Here is a 15,171-nt window from a genome sequence, read left to right on the forward strand (position 1 = left end):
CGTGTGATCGGACGGAGGCCCTGGACTCCGTTCAGGAACTGTGAATCCCGTCTGTACAGGGGCGTGTTGCCACTCCCTGTCCGCGCGACGGACGTGATCTCCAGGGCGGACAGAACGATAGCCCAGACCGGATCACCCCAGGTCGAGGTCGGCGTACAACTGGTGGTGGTCGGAGTACCGGGAAGGGTGCACGCGGGGCTCGCCGGGGGCGATGCCGCGCAGGAAGACGTAGTCGAACTTGCTCTGCCAGTCCGTGGTCGCCCGGCAGGTGCCGGCGGCGGTGCGCGTCGGACGGCACCGGGGGTCCGTGTCGACGGCCAGGGCCCAGAGCCGGGAGAGTTCGGGGGCGTCCGGCAGCGCGTTGAAGTCACCGAGGACGACGGCGCGTTCGTGCCGGGCGACCTCGGTGGCCAGCACGGCGACCTGTCCCGCCCGGACGGACTCCTGCCGGCGCTGGGCGAGGTGGGTGTTGAAGACCCGGACGTCCTGACCGCCGACCTCGGTGGTGACCGCCATGTACCCGCGGTCCTCGGAGCCGCCCTCGGGGTACTCCTTGCCGACGTGGTCGCTCATGGGCGCGGCGGAGAGGATGGCCTGGCCGAACGCGCCCGGGTTCCACGGTGTTCCCCCGCAGCGGCTTCGCTTCTCCAGGACCATGCCGTACTCGACGTGGTAGACGAGCCCGTGGAGGTTCTCCAGGTGGTCCCGGATCGCCTCGACGTCTCGTACGCAGGCTTCCTGCACGCCGAGGACCTGGGGCGCGAAGGAGGCGATCTCCGCGGCCCGGTGGACGTTGCTCTCCTTGCACGGGTTGCAGAGGTTCCACGTCATGACGCGGTTCGCCACCACGTCCCGCACGGGCTCGACGGACCGGCCCGGGCCGGCGTCGGGGCCGCCGTGGGAACCTGAACCGACGAGGATCACGCAGAGCACGGCCATCGCGCCCACGAACCACCGGGTGCCGCGCACCATCGCCTCCCCCGGGCCGACGCGCGGAGCGTCCCCCGTCCTCACGCACGAGGGTATCCAGGACGCGGTGGAACTGTTGATGGATCGCCACCCGGAAGCACCCGGCCCACTCACCGGTTCGCACGATTTTCACGTTTTCTCCATGATCTACGTTCCCGTCCCGTATGGTCCTGGGCTACGGCGGACGTCCACCCCCTTTTCCGGCCACCTGGGCGGTCGATCAGGGCGCACGGATCCGCCGATGGCAAGGGCCCGTTGGGGTGAGCAGGCGGCTGCCGGGGGGCACCGCCGGGGGGACGACGACATGACACAACTCCAGGAAGAGCCGCGTTCGCACGGCTCCGGCCGGCCGTGTCCACTGACGCGGCGCTTCGTCGCGGCAGTGAGCTGCTGCCTCGTCGGGATCGCGGCGGTCAGCGCGTGCGGCGACGGTGACGGCTCGGGCGAAGCCGAGTCCGCGACGAGCACGAGCAGTACGCCCACGACGGTCGTGACCAGCTCCGCGCCGGCCACCGACACACCGCTGGAGGCCGATACCACTCCCAGCGAGCCGACCTATACGGAGGAGAGCGAAGCCGACGAGGACCCGTACGCGACGGATCCCGAGACGGAGAGCGGCGACGAGGGCATCTCCGAAGACACCTCCGGTGTGCCGCACGGGGAGTGGAGCGGCACGGCGCAGGTCACCGTCGACTTCGCCGACCCGGGCTGCGCCGCCGACTCCCGGTCCTACGCCCTTCCCGCCACACTGATCATCGACGAGCCCGTGGGGACGGAGGGCAACTCCTTCCACCTCTCCTGGGCCAGCGACGACCAGACCGCGGACGGTGCCTTCGGCGTCACCTCGGCGCAGAGCGGTACCGACACGGTCGACGGGGAGTCCGTCGAGATCGCCTACTGGTCGCTGTCCGACGACGGGGACGGCTCCTTCTCCGGGCAGCTGACCGACACGGCCGCGGCCGCGGGAGCCTCGCTGAACCTGCTCTTCGTGCCCAAGCCACTGTTCCAGTGCGGCACCTACACCAGCTTCCCGTACGGCATGAACACCGACACCACGATCGAGGGCAGCATCACCGACGGCTCCGCGTCCGTCACGCTGAGCGGCACCACGGTCGACGGCACGAGGAGCTTCCGTGTCGAATGGTCCTGACGCGTCCGCCCGGCTGGAGGCGTGGGCCACGGCCATCGCGTCGGCGTCCGCGCCGCACGAGACCGACTTCGCCGTGCACACGGCGCTCACCTACGCGCGGGGCGGCCGCGGGCGCCGGGCGCTCGTGCGCCGGGCCCCGTCGGTCACGGCGGGCAGCGGCGGTGAACTGGTCACGACCGTCCTGCCCGCCCTGTGGGACGCGCTGGCGGCCTCCTGCGAACTGTTGAAGACCGCGCTGGGCTCGCCCGTGGTCGCCAACGGCGTCTCCACGGCCACCCTGCTGCTCGCCGTACACCGGCGACGCGACGGCGCCTCTCCGGCGGAGGGAACCGGCGGGTCCGCACCGGCGGAGCCGGCGACCGGGGGCGGCGAACTGCTGGTGCTGGCCCGCGCGGTGGCCGAGGTGTCCCGGCGCCTTCAGGCCCACGGGATGGATCCCGCGGCGGCGGACCAGGCGGCCGCCTCGGCCGTGGCGGCGCTCCACGCGGGCCGGGACGAGGGGGCCGGGGCCTTCCTGGGCCTCCTGGCGGGCGAGGGCCGGGACGCGTCCGGTGAGCGGTCGGCAGGTACCCCGAGGACCGGTCTGCGACGGCTGGCCGCACGGGTGCCCGGGCTGCGGCGCTCCGCCCGCGCCCGGGGCCGTTCGCGATGAGGGCACACGCGGCTCACGGGGGCGTCCGCCTGCCGCCGCCCCCGTGGCTGTGGCTGCTGGTCTGCACGTACGTGTGGGAGCTGCCCTCGGGCGTGGTGTGGTGGCGTGAGCAGATCCGCGACCTGTGGACGGACGAGGGCGCCTACGGCCCCGAGGTCGTCGCGAGCCCCGGGTTCGCCGCGCTCCGCGCCTCCACGGTCAGCCAGCTCATGCCGTCCCTCGTCCTGGTCGCCGGGCTGCTGGCCGTGGCCCTGCCCCACCTGCGGGGGTGGTACACACGCCTGCGGTACCGCCTGGTGCCGCTCACGGCGCTGGGCTCCACGGACGCGGCCGCACCCCAAGGGGTGGGCGGTCTGAGGGACGTCGCCGCCTCTGTCGCCCCGGGTGCCACGGTCATGGTCTCCCTGTGGGGCAAGGGCCCTCCCGCGCGCGTCTACGCGGCGGGCTGGCGGAAGCGACGGATCGCCGTGTCACTCGGGTTCCTCGCGCTGTGGCGCCGGGACCCCGCCCGGGCGAGGGCGCTGCTGCTGCACGAGGCGGGGCACCTGGGGTCGGGCGAGCACCTCATCGCGGGCCTCGGCAGCCCGTTCACGCGGGCCGTGCAGGCTTGGCCCGCGGTCTTCCTCGCCTTCGGGGCCGCCCCGCTGGTGTGGCTCGCCTGGCGGCACGAGCCGACGGCGTCCCTGATGTGGCCGCAGGTCGTGGTCGTGCTGTCCCGGGCGAGCGTGATCATGGTGCCCGTGGCCGCGCTGTGGTGCGCGGAGCTGGCGGCGGACCGGCACGCGGCCGCGGTCTGCGGACGGCGTGCCGTCGAGCACGCGCTGGACGAGATCGGCGCGGGCGGCGGTCGGACCCGGGGAGGCCTGACCCATCCGCCGCACCGTCTGCGCCGGTGGTGCGCCGAGCGGGCCGACGGGTCACTGGTTCCCGCCCTGCTGGCCCTCGCCGGCCCGGTGATCCTGCTCGTGCACGCCGCGGTGGTCGTCTGCTTCACCACCGCGGCCCTCGTGCTCGCGGGCGATCCCTGGTCGTCCGCCGCCGCCAGCAGCCTGGACCTGGCTCACCGCGACGTCCTCACGGTCCCGTTGTGGTCCGCCCTGGTGGGGCTGGCCGTCCTCTGGCCGCTGCTCGCACCGCGCTGGTCGCGGCTGTGGGCTGCCGCAACGGCGGGGAGCGGGGACGTGGGCGGTGGTGCGGGCCGGGCGGGGAGCGGGGACGCGGGCCGGGCGGGCGACGGGCTCGGACCGAGAGCCCGGGCGGCGGTGATCATGCTGCCGGCCGTCGCCCTGGCCGTGGCACTGCTGCCGTCGACCGGTGCCGTCGAACGGGACCCGGTGCTCCGTCCGGCGGGCCCGGAGGCCGGCGCGGAACGCTGAACGCCGACCGGCCCTAGAACACGTCGCGCAGGGTCTCCAGGAGGCGGGCGATGTTCGCCTCGTCGCGGCGGTAGTAGGTCCACTTGCCTCGCCGGGTGGCGATCACCAGCCCTGCTTCCCGCAGCATCGCCAGGTACTGCGACGTGGTCGACTGCCCCAGCCCGGTGCGCCGCTGGATGTCGCTCACGCAGACGCCGATCTCGACGTCGCCGGGCTCCTGGCCGGGGAAGCTCATCGGCTCCTTCAGCCACACCAACATCTGGCGGCGGGCCGGATTGGACAGGGCCCGGAACACAGCGAGCAACTCCGCCTCCGAGAACATACGGTGATCGTAACGCACGGACATATTGGCGATTCGCAATATGACGATCTAAGGTCGTCGCATGTCCACTTCGATGCGCGTCATGGAACTCGTCCGCTTCGGTGCCGCGGAGGCCGCGTTCGCCGCCCGAGAGCTGCCCAGACCCACGCCCGGGCCCGGGCAGGTGCTGGTGCGGGTGGTGGCAACCTCCGTCAACCCCCTCGACCTGCAGACCCGGCGCGGCGACTACCGCGACCAGGTGGCGCTGCCGACGGTGATCGGCAACGACGTGTCCGGTGTAGTGGTCGAGACCGGCCCCGGGGCGGACGAGTTCCAGCCGGGCGACGAGGTCTGGTACCTGGCGCCGGTCTTCGCCGGACAGGGCACCTACGCCGAGTTCCACGTCGTCGACCAGGCCCTGGTCTGCCCCAAGCCCGCACAGCTGTCGCACGTCGAGGCCGCCGGTCTCGCGCTCGTCGGCATGACGGTGTGGGAGGCGCTGGTCGAACGCGCCGGGGTGCGGCCCGGCGAGCGGGTCCTGGTGCACGGCGGAGCGGGCGGAGTCGGCTCGGTCGCCATCCAGGTCGCCGGCGCGCTGGGGGCCGAGGTGGTGACCACGGCCCGGGCCAGGGATCACGAGTTCGTCACCGAGCTGGGAGCCGACCACGTGATCGACTTCTCGGCCGGTGACTACGTGCCGCAGGTCCGGGCGACGGGAGGAGTGGACGTCGTGCTGGACACGGTGGGCGGGGACACCCTCACCCGCAGCCCGGAGGTCCTGGCCGACCGGGGCCGCGTGGTGTCCATCGTGGACATCCCCGAACCTCAGAACCTGCTCGCCGCATGGGGAGTGAACGCGACCTACCACTTCCTCTTCGTCAGCCCCGACCGGGCGAAGCTCGCGGCCCTCGGCCGGCTGGTCGAGCAGGGCAGGATCCGGCCGGTGATCGGAGCCGTTCTGCCGCTGGCCGACATCGCGCAGGCGCACGCACTGCTGGAGGGCGGCTCCACCGGCGAGGGCCGCAGACGCCCGCGCGGCAAGATCGCCATCGCGGTCGACGCGTGAGGGCGGAGGTCAACTCGGCGGTATCCGGCCGTGCGGGCGCCTACACGTCCGGCGCCCGCTCGTCCAGCTCCGCCAATCCGCCCTCCCACCGCTCCCGGCGCGCCCGGTCGGACTGCTCCCACCATGGCGTTCCGCGCTCCCCCAGTGCGACCTTCGCCCGGTTCACCCGCGCACGCGCCGCCGCTTCGGCCCGCGCGTCGCTCTGGTCGAGCGCATCGCGCACCGCGCGCCGAGCCGACATCAAATGGCTTCGCAGGCGCGCCGCGGGCTCCTCCGGGATGGAAGGGTCGGTCGCCCGCCACTTCCGCCCCCGGACAACGACGAAATGCCCATCAGGCGTGCGCTCCGGTGACTGATCCGCCTCCATGGGCTCCATCCTGCCCACCGGATCCCCACGGCGCAGAACGGAACGCGACGAAGTCCCCGGGGAGGCAGGGTCCCCGTCAGCCGCCGAGGCTCGCCGACACCGCGTCCCCGTTCTGCGCCTGCCGGGAGCGGTCCGCGAGTACCGTGGCCAGCTCTCGGACGCCGTCCTCGTCGATGCCGCCCTTGCCGGTGGAGGCCGCCTCGGTCCACAGCAGCGTCGTGCCCACGCGGGTCTGGGTCACCGCACCGGGCTCGCCCTCGAAGCCGGACGTACCGAACCGCGCGTCACGCTCGTCGCCGAGCGGGCCGAGGTCGAACGTCCTGGCACGCGGCCCGGCCTTCTTTCCGTAGGAGCCCTCCCACAGCACGTCGTACGCCTTCTCGGCGGCCTCTTCGCTGTCGTAGGCGACGACCAGGAAGCTGACGTAGGCGGCGTCGTCGTCGTGCCGGAAGGTCGAGGCGCCGAAGAACCGGGACTCCTCACAGCCCGCGTTGCCCTTGATCGGGCAGGCTTCGCGGCGGTAGAGGTCGTTCATCCGCACGGCCGTGGGCCGAGCGGACTGCTTCCAGTCGGGCATGGCCGCGTCGTCCGGCAGTACGTCCCGCACTTCGTCCTGGGAGAGCGCGGCCGCCTTGCCGCTCGCGCCGCCGGCCTGCGCGCCGCCACCGCAACCGGTGAGCAGCAGTGCCGCCACGATCGCCGTTCCCCACCACTGCCTCATGACCATGCCATCACCCCTCGGACGGCGATCCTACGCGGGCGCTCTCGGCAGGAAGGTGCCGCGCACCAGGCCGAGCACCGTACGTGCGAAGAGGGCGCCGTAGGCCACGGTTGCCAGGCCGAGCAGGGCGTAGGTGATCTCCGTGCGGGCGGGGACGTCCTCGGCCTGGAGCCAGCGGACCGTCACCGTGAAGCCCACGGCGTAGGAGAAGGCGAAGGACCAATAGGGAGGGCCGAAGGGGGCTTTCCGGTAGGTGCCGGTCAGGGAGAGCTGGACCAGGGCCATCAGGAGCGCGTAGCCGGCGAGTGCGGTGGCGACGAGATCCGCCCGGCCCCCGTTCATGACGAACCACGCGTTGCTCGCGACCAGCGGGGGCGCGAACTCGATCGCGATGGTGGGCAAGAGCGGCGCGGGGAGGGCGGGCTGCGTGAAGAGCCTGACGAGGAGGATGGAGCCGAGGACGAACCAACAGACCGTGCCGTAGCCGAACATGAGCTGTGACAGCCGGACCCAGCCGAACGTGGCCGCACATCCGGCGGCGATCAGGCCGCCCGCGACGGTGGGCAGGAAGTACCCGGGGTGCCAGTCGGTGAGTCTCATCTCCAGGCGGATCCACGCCCCGGTCAGCCAGGCGCCCAGGGCGATGGTGCCCGCGAGGCCGATGACGAACACCACCTTGCCGGCCGTCCCGGCGTACGGTTCCAGGGCTACGCCCAGCAGCATGGGGATGATGGGGAGCAGTGCCGTGAAAGGGCCCGTCGTCGGGTGCGCCGGTTCGCTCCGGAGCCGCCCCTGGGACAGGGCGTTCGCGCAGTACGCCGTCGCCGTGACCGCCCAGAGGGCGGCGGCCGTGATCCAGAGCGCGGCGCCCGGCCAGTCGGGCACCTCGGTGGTGTGCCGCGCGAGCGTCCAGAGCTGGGCGAGCCCGGCCGTGCCGAAGCTGATCCCGAAGAGGTTCGGAGCCAGGCGGTAGGTGCTCCGGTACATGGCGCGCCCCCTTCCCCTGCGGTGTCCGTCGGTGGCCGGGGCGTCGGGCGAGCCGCCGGCGCCGTCACTGTGACACGGGGCGGCGGCACCGGTGGGCAGGCGCAGCGGGAGTCGTCACCCGCTCGGAGCAGGCCCTGCGGGCCCCTCTCCGGGTGAGGCAAGGCCTCTCGGGCCGTGGCACGGAAGCGGGCCGCGTTATAGTCGGAAGGTCGCGAAAAACGATGTTCCGCCGGGCCGCCGCCGGACATCGCGCACACATCGATCCAGATGGTTCTGATCGTTGAGCGTCTCCTCGCCGGGATCGGGCTCCTGCCCGCTGCCGGTGCCGACCACCGCCGGCCGTGCCGGCATCAGGGAGCTCAGCATGCAGAAGACCATCGCCGTCGTCGGAGCGGGACTGGGCGGGCTGTCGCTCGCCCGGGTCCTTCAGGCCCACGGTGTCGTCGCGACCGTCTACGAGAGCGAGGCTTCGGCGACCAGCCGTGCGCAGGGCGGCCTCCTCGACATCCACGAGGAGACCGGCCAGTACGCGCTTCGGGCCGCCGGTCTCCACGACGAGTTCCGCACCCTGGTCCGGCCGGGCGAGGACGCCAAGCGCGTGGTGGACCGGCACGGCACGATCCTGCTCGACAAACCCGCCGACGGCCGTTCCGTCCGTCCGGAGGTGGACCGCGGCGAACTCAGGCACCTGCTCGTCGACTCACTGGCGCCGGGGACGATCAAGTGGGGCCGCAAGGTCGACTCGGTCCGGCGCCGGCCCCGGGGCGGCTACGACCTCACCTTCACGGCAGGGCCCGCCGCACATGCCGATGTCGTCGTCGGCGCCGACGGCGCCTGGTCGAAGGTCCGTGCGCTGCTCACGACCGCCGCGCCCCGCTACAGCGGAACGTGCTTCGTCGAAGTCGCCCTCGCCTCGGGCCGTCGGGCCCGTCGGGCGGACGTGGACGCGATCGGCAGCGGCACCCTGATGGCGGTCGCGCCGGGCAAGGGCATCATCGTGCACCGCCACGCGGACGGGCAGGTACGCGGATACGCGGCGCTGAACAGGTCCGAGGAGTGGATGAGGTCGATCGACTTCGGCGATCCGCCCGCCGGCCTCCGGCGCGTCGCCGACGAGTTCGACGGCTGGTCGCCGGAGCTGACCGCCTTCGTGACCGAGAGCGACGCGGATCCGCTGCTCCGGCCCATCCACGCCCTTCCCGTCGGACTGAGCTGGGAGAGGACGCCCGGCGTCACGCTCGTCGGCGACGCCGCGCATCTGATGTCGCCCTTCGCCGGCGAGGGCGCGAACCTCGCCATGTACGACGGTGCGGAGCTGGCGGGTGAGTTGGTGCGGCACGGTGACGTCGAAGCCGCGCTCGCCGCCTACGAGGAGCGGTTGTTCCCGCGCGGCGGTGACGCCGCCGGCCGTTCGGCCCGGAACCTGGAGACCTTCTTCGGCCCCGAAGCCCCTCGGAGCGTCGTCGCCCTGTTCGATCGCTAGTGACGCCGTCGCGCACCGGCGCGCGACCGAGGCGGCCGTCGTACGGCCCCGTCCTGGTCCACCGCAGCCACACGGCCGTGCCGGTTCCTTCGGGCGAACGGCCGGGCTCGACCGCGTGGCACCCGTGTTCCCGGGCTGCGCGCGGGTGAGCATGGGCCGACCCACTCTGACCCACTCCTCCCCCGCACCGAGGCGACGCGATGTCCGAACCCGCCGACCACGTCCATTCCGCGAACGCCGCCCCGCGGCGAGGTCTGCCGCCCAGGACCGCCGAGCTGTGGCTGTTCCGCGGCATCTACGGCCTGGTCCTGGCCAGCGCCCTGGTGGCGGCCCTCGATGTGCCGGGCGAGGTCGCCGACCCCGGCGAGGACGCGCTCTGGGTGCTGCTCACCGCGCTGGCGTCGAGCGCCGCCCACGGCTACGCGCACGTGATCGCCCAGCGTGCGGTCGCCGAGGGCGGGGCCAGGCCGAGCCGCCTGCGTGCGGTGCTCGCCGAGTGGCCCCTCGTCGCGGCGGCGCTGCCCACCGTGTGCCTGCTGCTCGGCGCGGTGGCCGACTGGTGGTCCGAGGAGACCGCCGCCGACACCGCCCTGCTCTTCAACACCGTCGCCCTGTTCTGCCTCGGCATCTCCGCGGCCCGTACCGCCGGGCTGCGTTGGGCGTCGTCGCTGCGCGCGGGGTTCATGGACATGCTGATCGGGGTCGTGATCATCGGTGTATACGCGCTCGTGGAGTGACGGCCGGGTCCGGCCCCTGCGGTGACGCGTGTCACGTGGTGGGACGCCGAGTGTGAGCGGTCGCCGGGTATGAAAGGCGCGTGACCGGATACGCGGCTGGGATGAGCAGCGTTTCCGGAAGAACCTCCCCGGGTGAAGGCGGGTTCCCCGCCACTGCCGCCGCGCGCGAGCCGTCCGCCCGCACGGTTCCGGCCGTCAGTGCGGCCCCCATGCAGCCCCGGCGGGACGGCGAGGGCAGCCTCGCGCACGTCGTGGAGACCCTCCTGGACAAGGGCCTGGTGCTCAACGCCGACATCATGGTCTCGGTGGCCGGCGTCGAACTGCTGGGCATCCGCCTGCGGGCGGCCCTCGCCTCGTTCGAGACGGCGGCCCGCTACGGGCTGGAGTTCCCCTCCGGCACGGACACCGAGACCGCCGCGTGGCGGGAGACGCGCGAGGAGAAGGATTCCTGCCCCGCGTGCGGCAAGCGCGCCCCCGTGGAGCAGTTGCTGAACCAGTGGTGCCCCTGGTGCGGTTGGCGCAGTGCGCAGGCGCAGATGCGGGAGGCGTCCGGCCGGGCCGCCGTCGTGAGCCGCGACGACGCGGCCGTGGAGGGCGGCGCGGACGACGGCGCCGACGAAGGTGACCGGGCGGGCGACGGCAGGCGCGGTCGGCGCTCCGCCGAGCGGGAGGCCGAGCCGCGTGGCGAGTGAACAGCCGCCGATGCGTCCCACCCGGGAGCCCCGGGTGACCCTGGACGACCTGGTGGAGGTGCTGCTCAACAAGGGCGCGGTTCTGCACCTCGACCTCATCGTCGCCGTCGCGGACATCCCGCTGATCGGCGTCTCGGTGCGAGCGGCGATCGCGGGGATGGAGACGATGCTGGAGTACGGCATGATGCGCAACTGGGACGAGGCGACCCGGGAGTGGGCGGAGCGCTCCGCCGTGCCGCGTGTCCTCGGGCTGCGCGAGGACGAGAGCGTCGTGCGGCGGATGAGCGGCGGCCACCTGCTGACCGGCGGCGTCTACCACGGCTGGCGGCCCGGCACCGTCTATCTCACCGACCAGCGCCTGGTCGTCCTGCGCGGCGAGCCGCGCGAGGTGCTCTGGCAGACGGATCTGGACGCCGTACGGGACGTGCGGCTGAAGCCCGAGGAGACGGTGGGCGGCGAGGAACGCCTGCGGCTGGAGGTCGCGTTGGCCGACGGCCGGCGGGAGCTGCTCTCCGCGCGGGAGCCCGAGGCCCTGCACGACCTGCTCACCCGCTCCCTCGCCGGGAGCCTCGGGCCGTCGCTCCCGCCCGGCGCCCCCGAGGAGGAACCGCCGCTCGCCGACGGGCACCTGTGGTACGAGGAGCCGCGGAGGTCCGGTCCGATGTGGCGGGGCGGCCGGGCACGGCTCACGGCGGACCGGCTGACCTGGAAGTCGCCGGTGGACGGCAGGCCCGCACTGGTGCTGGCCACGGCCGAACTGGCGGAGGTGAGCCGGGCACCGGGCTACGGGCCGGGTGGTGAGGGAAGCGTCCTGCTGCTGCGCACCGTCGGCGGCGACGAGTACCGGCTGTCCGCCGACGATCCGGCGGCCTGGGCCCGGCGGTTCGAGTCGGCCGGCCGGCTGACGGCGCCCGCGTGAGCGGCGCCCGGAGGAACGTGACAGTGACGCGGAGGAAGAAGGGGACGACATGCCGTTGACCGTCGACGAGAAGAGCCTCAAACACGGAGTGCTGTCCCTCGTCGTGACGCTGGTCGAGGTCATCCAGGAGGCGCTGGACCGCCAGGCCATGCGCCGTATCGAGGGCGGCGACCTGAGCCCGGAGGAGTCCGAACGCCTCGCCGACGCCCTGCTGGAGCTGGACGAGGCGATGGAGCAGATCAAGGAGGACCACGGCATCACGGCGTCGGTCGCCGATCTGCACCGCGGTCTGGACGAGGTGGTCGACGACGTCGTGGACAAGCTGATCAACCCCCAGCGCTGGGCGGAGGAGACCGGGCGATGACCGAGGACAGCGCGCTGTACGTCTACGCCCTGCTCCCCGATCTGCCGGGCGCCGCCGACGGGGTCACCGGACTCGACGGACGCCGGCTGCGGCTGGTGCCGGTCGAGGGGACCGGGGTGGCCGCGCTGGTGCACGACGCGGCGCCGGAACCCTTCCAGGGCGACGACGACCGGGTGCGCCGCTGGGTGGCGGAGCAGAGCGAGGCCGTCACGACGGTCTGGGAGCGCGCCGGCACCCTGCTGCCGATGACCTTCAACGTCCTGGTGGCCGCCGACACGGCGTCGGGCCGCGGCGCCGAACAGCGGCTCGGCGACTGGGTCGGGGACCAGCGGGACGAGGTCACCCGTCAGCTGGACGCGCTCGCCGGGCGCTGCGAGCTGCGGGTGGAGGTCGCCCTGGAGCGCGGCGCGGGCGGTGAGTCCGGCGCGCAGGCCACGGACACGCCGGACGGCGGGGACGACGGACGCTCCCCGGGAATGCGCAGGCTCCTGGCCAAGCAGCGCGAGCAGCGTGAGAAGAACACCGCCGGGCAGCTCGCGGACACCCTGCACGCCGGACTGCGCCGTCGGCTGCTGTCGGTGGCGGAGGACCTGCGCGAGCGCGGTCCCGCCCAGCGCGCGCCCGACGAGACGGCCGTCCTCTCCGCCGCCCTGCTGGTGCGCCGGGAGGACATCGACGCCGTGGGCGCGGTACTGAGCGAGGCCCAGGCGGGCGAGCCCGCGCTGCGCATCCGCTTCCTCGGCCCCTGGCCGCCGTACTCCTTCACGGAGACCCGGCCGCACGAGCCGGCGGATCAGACGGCGCGCTGACGCCGGGCGGGCCGGCGGAAACCCGCGGAAGGTCGCGACGGCGGCCCGGTTCTCTCAGCCCTCGCGCAGGGCCTTCGCCGCGTACTCCCACAGCCGGTCAGCCGCGTCGGGGTCGAGCGCGTGGCCGGCCACGCCACCGGGCTCCTCTTCGCCGGCCCGGACGGTGCGGGCCTCGGCGTTGTCCTCGAAATAGCGGCCGGTGACGCCGTCCAGGAGGGGGGACGCGGCCAGCAGGACGGAGGTGGCGGCGCCCTGTTCCGCGGTCTTGTAGTAGGGCAGGGGCTTGACGTTGCCCTGGTCGTCCATCACGCCGAACGCGCGCATCGTGTCGTCGTCCACGTGGCGTTGCAGGCCGGTGAGGATGTAGCCGGGGTTGAGGGCGTTGGCCGTGATGCCGTCCGCCGCCCAGCGGCGGGCGCCCACCGTGAACAGGACGTCGGCGGTCTTCGACTGCCCGTACGCCGTCCACGGGTCGTACGGGCGCCGCTCGAAGTGGGGGTCGCCGAAGTCGAAGGGCGCGCCGCGGTGGGCGCCCGAGCTGACCACCACGATGCGCGCCGAGCCGGCATCGCGCAGGGCCGGGTACAGACCCAGGGCCAGGGCGAAGTGACCCAGGTAGTTGGTGGCGAGCTGCATCTCCCAGCCGCGCGGAGTCAGAGTGCGGGTGGGTAGCGCCATGATCCCGGCGTTCGCCACGAGGATGTCGAGGGGATCGTTCCATGTGCGCGCGAAGGCGTCGACCGAGGAGGGATCGGCCAGGTCGAGGGCCCTTACGTGCACCCGGCTCGCTCCCCCGGCGGCCGTCAGCTCGGAGAGCAGCGGCTGTGCGGACTCGACGCGGCGCGTGGCGACCGTCACCTCCGCGCCGGCGGCGGCCAGGGCCCGGACCGTCTCGGCGCCGAGACCGGAGGCACCGCCCGTGACGACGGCGCGGCGACCGGTGAGGTCCACGCCGTCGATGACGTCGCGGGCGCGGGCGTCGGGGCCGAAGGGAGTGGTCAAGGGTGCGGAGACGGCCGGCAGGGGGCGGTGGCCGTCAGGGGCGGGCCGTGGACTCGGATTCGTCGTCATGCGTCCAAGCTACGATGAGCTCACTGGATCTACTATCATTCAGAATCCACATTTCTTTAGCGAGCGTCCGACGTCTCAGGAAGTCGAGGCCGCGGCGGTGAGGAGGGGAGCTCGGCGATGGATCCGCTCGAGGACGTGCTGACCCTGTTGGAGACCCGGAGCCGGCTCTCCGCCGGGTTGGTCGCGGGCGGACGCTGGGCCGTCCGCTTCGACGCGCCCCCTGTCGTGAAGTTCAACGCCGTCCGTAAGGGCTCCTGCCAGCTGGTGGTCGACGGGGTGCCGGAACCGTTCGAGCTGGCGGAAGGCGACTGCTATCTGCTGACCCGGCCGCGCTCCTACATTCTGCGCAGTGACCCGGAGACGGATCCGGTGGAGGGCAGCACGGTTTTCGCCGGTGCCGTCGACGGCATCGCCCGGGCGGGTCAGGGGTCCGACGTGTTTCTCCTCGGCGGTGGCTTCGCCTTCAGCAACCGCGCGCAGGACCTGCTGCTCGGCCAACTGCCGCCGGTCCTCCACGTCTCCGCGGGCACACCCCACGCCGAGACCGTGCGGTGGGCCCTGGCCGCCATCAACCAGGAGCTGACGGGCCGGCCGATGGCCGGCGCCCTGGTGGCGGAGCACCTGGCCGTGGTGATGCTCGTGCACATGCTGCGGCTGCATCTCGAACAGTCTCCCCGGGCGGCGTCCGGCTGGCTGTCCGGGCTCACGGACCCGGTGGTCGCGCAGGCGCTGACCGCCCTGCACGGGAACCCCGCGCACGCGTGGACGGTGGCCGAACTGGCCGACGCCGCCGCAGTGTCCCGCTCCACGCTCGCCGCGCGCTTCAAGGCCGCGGTCGGCCAGGGGCCCCTGGAGTACCTCGCCCACTGGCGCATCGAGCTGGCGGCCCGGCGGTTGCGGAAGGACGGCGCCACTCTGGCTTCGATCGCCCGTTCCGTGGGCTACGGGTCCGAGAGCGCCCTCAGCGTCGCCTTCAAGCGGATCACGGGGACGACGCCCGGGGAGTACCGTCGTCGGCCCACGCGTACGTGAAGGAGCGAAACCACCCCCGCACCTGCGCCGGTGGTCCGCGAGGGTGGCCTAGAGTCACCGGGCGAAGCACCGCCCCTCTCCCTCTCGCGGAGGTCCCGCATGCCCCCCTCCCCCACCGGGCCGGCCGACGCGGACACGTATGCGGCCGTGTGTGATCACACGCACCTGTTTCCCGGGGCCCGGTGCCGTGTCCAGGGGCTGCCCGATCCGCGGGGCTTCGCGGCCCGGCCCGTCCCGGTCGACGTGGATGTGCGCTTCTCCGACGGAGTGATCGCGTACGCGCGGTTGTCGACGGACGGTCCGGCGGATCCCGTGCTCGTCGTCGCGGCCTACACCACGGCGGCGGGGACCTCCATCGGCGGACGCGGCTGGGTGGTGCGCGGCACGGTCCTCGCCGGAGACGAGGTCGAACTGGTCCTCGGCGGTGCCGCGCCGGTCTGACGCGACGGGGCGCGACACGGACTCGTGAGCCGGC

18 protein-coding genes are annotated in these 15,171 nt (G+C 73.3%); 12 read left to right on the forward strand and 6 right to left on the reverse strand.

All coding sequences use genetic code 11. The annotated features are described in order from the left end of the window. Window positions 1–132 precede the first annotated feature (132 nt). The gene (locus IE108_RS08085) at window positions 133–972 is read right to left on the reverse strand and encodes an endonuclease/exonuclease/phosphatase family protein (RefSeq protein WP_064731539.1); all 840 of its coding nucleotides are present in this window, start codon (window positions 970–972) and stop codon (window positions 133–135) included. Between the two features lie 301 nt (window positions 973–1,273). On the opposite strand from IE108_RS08085, the gene IE108_RS08090 reads away from it, so the two are divergent. Genes IE108_RS08090 through IE108_RS08100 form a run of 3 tightly spaced genes read left to right on the forward strand, consistent with a single transcriptional unit; the run spans window position 1,274 to window position 4,147 of the window. Then, complete coding sequence (locus tag IE108_RS08090; protein ID WP_159394650.1) at window positions 1,274–2,119, forward strand: hypothetical protein; 846 nt, start codon at window positions 1,274–1,276, stop codon at window positions 2,117–2,119. Continuing rightward, window positions 2,103–2,771 (forward strand): hypothetical protein, encoded by a 669-nt coding sequence (locus IE108_RS08095; RefSeq protein WP_064731537.1) that lies wholly within the window; start codon window positions 2,103–2,105, stop codon window positions 2,769–2,771. The genes IE108_RS08090 and IE108_RS08095 overlap by 17 nt, the downstream gene beginning before the upstream one ends. Next, window positions 2,768–4,147, forward strand: coding sequence for a hypothetical protein (locus tag IE108_RS08100; protein ID WP_064731536.1), 1,380 nt, complete (start codon window positions 2,768–2,770; stop codon window positions 4,145–4,147). The genes IE108_RS08095 and IE108_RS08100 overlap by 4 nt, the downstream gene beginning before the upstream one ends. Window positions 4,148–4,160: 13 nt before the next feature. On the opposite strand, the gene IE108_RS08105 is transcribed toward IE108_RS08100, so the two are convergent. Further along, window positions 4,161–4,469: an ArsR/SmtB family transcription factor gene (locus tag IE108_RS08105; RefSeq protein ID WP_064731535.1), complete on the reverse strand. Its 309-nt coding sequence runs from the start codon at window positions 4,467–4,469 to the stop codon at window positions 4,161–4,163. A gap of 61 nt (window positions 4,470–4,530) precedes the next feature. Between IE108_RS08105 and IE108_RS08110 the strand changes: the two genes are divergently transcribed. Then, window positions 4,531–5,514, forward strand: coding sequence for a zinc-binding dehydrogenase (locus IE108_RS08110; protein WP_064731534.1), 984 nt, complete (start codon window positions 4,531–4,533; stop codon window positions 5,512–5,514). 40 nt (window positions 5,515–5,554) lie between these two features. Here IE108_RS08110 and IE108_RS08115 read toward each other — a convergent pair whose 3' ends face one another. From IE108_RS08115 to IE108_RS08125, 3 genes are all read right to left on the reverse strand, one after another. Beyond that, window positions 5,555–5,881: a hypothetical protein gene (locus IE108_RS08115; protein ID WP_064731533.1), complete on the reverse strand. Its 327-nt coding sequence runs from the start codon at window positions 5,879–5,881 to the stop codon at window positions 5,555–5,557. A gap of 76 nt (window positions 5,882–5,957) precedes the next feature. After that, the gene (locus IE108_RS08120) at window positions 5,958–6,608 is read right to left on the reverse strand and encodes a hypothetical protein (protein ID WP_064731532.1); all 651 of its coding nucleotides are present in this window, start codon (window positions 6,606–6,608) and stop codon (window positions 5,958–5,960) included. 24 nt (window positions 6,609–6,632) lie between these two features. Next, complete coding sequence (locus IE108_RS08125) at window positions 6,633–7,589, reverse strand: SLAC1 family transporter (RefSeq protein ID WP_064731531.1); 957 nt, start codon at window positions 7,587–7,589, stop codon at window positions 6,633–6,635. Between the two features lie 364 nt (window positions 7,590–7,953). Here IE108_RS08125 and IE108_RS08130 point away from each other — a divergent pair, with 364 nt between their 5' ends. The 6 genes from IE108_RS08130 to IE108_RS08155 all read left to right on the forward strand — a co-directional run bounded on the left by IE108_RS08130 (window position 7,954) and on the right by IE108_RS08155 (window position 12,593). Next, window positions 7,954–9,072 (forward strand): FAD-dependent oxidoreductase, encoded by a 1,119-nt coding sequence (locus tag IE108_RS08130; protein WP_064732116.1) that lies wholly within the window; start codon window positions 7,954–7,956, stop codon window positions 9,070–9,072. 200 nt (window positions 9,073–9,272) lie between these two features. Continuing rightward, window positions 9,273–9,809 (forward strand): hypothetical protein, encoded by a 537-nt coding sequence (locus IE108_RS08135; RefSeq protein WP_064731530.1) that lies wholly within the window; start codon window positions 9,273–9,275, stop codon window positions 9,807–9,809. A gap of 209 nt (window positions 9,810–10,018) precedes the next feature. Next, entirely contained in the window at window positions 10,019–10,501 is a 483-nt protein-coding gene (locus tag IE108_RS35215; RefSeq protein WP_064731529.1) for a gas vesicle protein, read from the forward strand. Next, window positions 10,491–11,420 (forward strand): gas vesicle protein, encoded by a 930-nt coding sequence (locus IE108_RS08145; RefSeq protein WP_229851708.1) that lies wholly within the window; start codon window positions 10,491–10,493, stop codon window positions 11,418–11,420. The genes IE108_RS35215 and IE108_RS08145 overlap by 11 nt, the downstream gene beginning before the upstream one ends. Before the next feature lie 49 nt (window positions 11,421–11,469). After that, a complete protein-coding gene (locus IE108_RS08150; protein WP_064731527.1) occupies window positions 11,470–11,784 on the forward strand; it encodes a gas vesicle protein K in 315 nt (104 codons plus the stop codon). Continuing rightward, on the forward strand, window positions 11,781–12,593 hold the full coding sequence (locus IE108_RS08155; protein WP_064731526.1) for a GvpL/GvpF family gas vesicle protein: 813 nt from the start codon (window positions 11,781–11,783) through the stop codon (window positions 12,591–12,593). The genes IE108_RS08150 and IE108_RS08155 overlap by 4 nt, the downstream gene beginning before the upstream one ends. Window positions 12,594–12,647: 54 nt before the next feature. Here IE108_RS08155 and IE108_RS08160 read toward each other — a convergent pair whose 3' ends face one another. Further along, a complete protein-coding gene (locus IE108_RS08160; protein ID WP_064731525.1) occupies window positions 12,648–13,664 on the reverse strand; it encodes an SDR family NAD(P)-dependent oxidoreductase in 1,017 nt (338 codons plus the stop codon). A gap of 117 nt (window positions 13,665–13,781) precedes the next feature. On the opposite strand from IE108_RS08160, the gene IE108_RS08165 reads away from it, so the two are divergent. Further along, a complete protein-coding gene (locus tag IE108_RS08165) occupies window positions 13,782–14,696 on the forward strand; it encodes an AraC family transcriptional regulator (protein WP_064731524.1) in 915 nt (304 codons plus the stop codon). A 99-nt stretch (window positions 14,697–14,795) separates the two neighbouring features. After that, window positions 14,796–15,137 carry a hypothetical protein gene (locus IE108_RS08170; RefSeq protein WP_064731523.1) on the forward strand — a complete coding sequence of 114 codons (342 nt, stop codon included), beginning with the start codon at window positions 14,796–14,798 and terminating at the stop codon, window positions 15,135–15,137. Window positions 15,138–15,171: the final 34 nt, after the last annotated feature.

It is taken from the genome of Streptomyces parvulus, from assembly GCF_014648855.1.
Lineage (GTDB): Bacteria > Actinomycetota > Actinomycetes > Streptomycetales > Streptomycetaceae > Streptomyces > Streptomyces parvulus.

Coding starts and splice junctions, on each gene's coding strand:
- IE108_RS08155 (WP_064731526.1), top strand. CDS start 11,781: ATGACCGAGGACAGCGCGCTGTACGTCTACGCCCTGCTCCCCGATCTG.
- IE108_RS08115 (WP_064731533.1), bottom strand. CDS start 5,881: ATGGAGGCGGATCAGTCACCGGAGCGCACGCCTGATGGGCATTTCGTC.
- IE108_RS08105 (WP_064731535.1), bottom strand. CDS start 4,469: ATGTTCTCGGAGGCGGAGTTGCTCGCTGTGTTCCGGGCCCTGTCCAAT.
- IE108_RS08165 (WP_064731524.1), top strand. CDS start 13,782: ATGGATCCGCTCGAGGACGTGCTGACCCTGTTGGAGACCCGGAGCCGG.
- IE108_RS08150 (WP_064731527.1), top strand. CDS start 11,470: ATGCCGTTGACCGTCGACGAGAAGAGCCTCAAACACGGAGTGCTGTCC.
- IE108_RS08170 (WP_064731523.1), top strand. CDS start 14,796: ATGCCCCCCTCCCCCACCGGGCCGGCCGACGCGGACACGTATGCGGCC.
- IE108_RS08110 (WP_064731534.1), top strand. CDS start 4,531: ATGTCCACTTCGATGCGCGTCATGGAACTCGTCCGCTTCGGTGCCGCG.
- IE108_RS08160 (WP_064731525.1), bottom strand. CDS start 13,664: ATGACGACGAATCCGAGTCCACGGCCCGCCCCTGACGGCCACCGCCCC.
- IE108_RS08100 (WP_064731536.1), top strand. CDS start 2,768: ATGAGGGCACACGCGGCTCACGGGGGCGTCCGCCTGCCGCCGCCCCCG.
- IE108_RS08090 (WP_159394650.1), top strand. CDS start 1,274: ATGACACAACTCCAGGAAGAGCCGCGTTCGCACGGCTCCGGCCGGCCG.
- IE108_RS08085 (WP_064731539.1), bottom strand. CDS start 972: ATGGTGCGCGGCACCCGGTGGTTCGTGGGCGCGATGGCCGTGCTCTGC.
- IE108_RS08125 (WP_064731531.1), bottom strand. CDS start 7,589: ATGTACCGGAGCACCTACCGCCTGGCTCCGAACCTCTTCGGGATCAGC.
- IE108_RS08130 (WP_064732116.1), top strand. CDS start 7,954: ATGCAGAAGACCATCGCCGTCGTCGGAGCGGGACTGGGCGGGCTGTCG.
- IE108_RS08135 (WP_064731530.1), top strand. CDS start 9,273: ATGTCCGAACCCGCCGACCACGTCCATTCCGCGAACGCCGCCCCGCGG.
- IE108_RS08120 (WP_064731532.1), bottom strand. CDS start 6,608: ATGGTCATGAGGCAGTGGTGGGGAACGGCGATCGTGGCGGCACTGCTG.
- IE108_RS35215 (WP_064731529.1), top strand. CDS start 10,019: ATGCAGCCCCGGCGGGACGGCGAGGGCAGCCTCGCGCACGTCGTGGAG.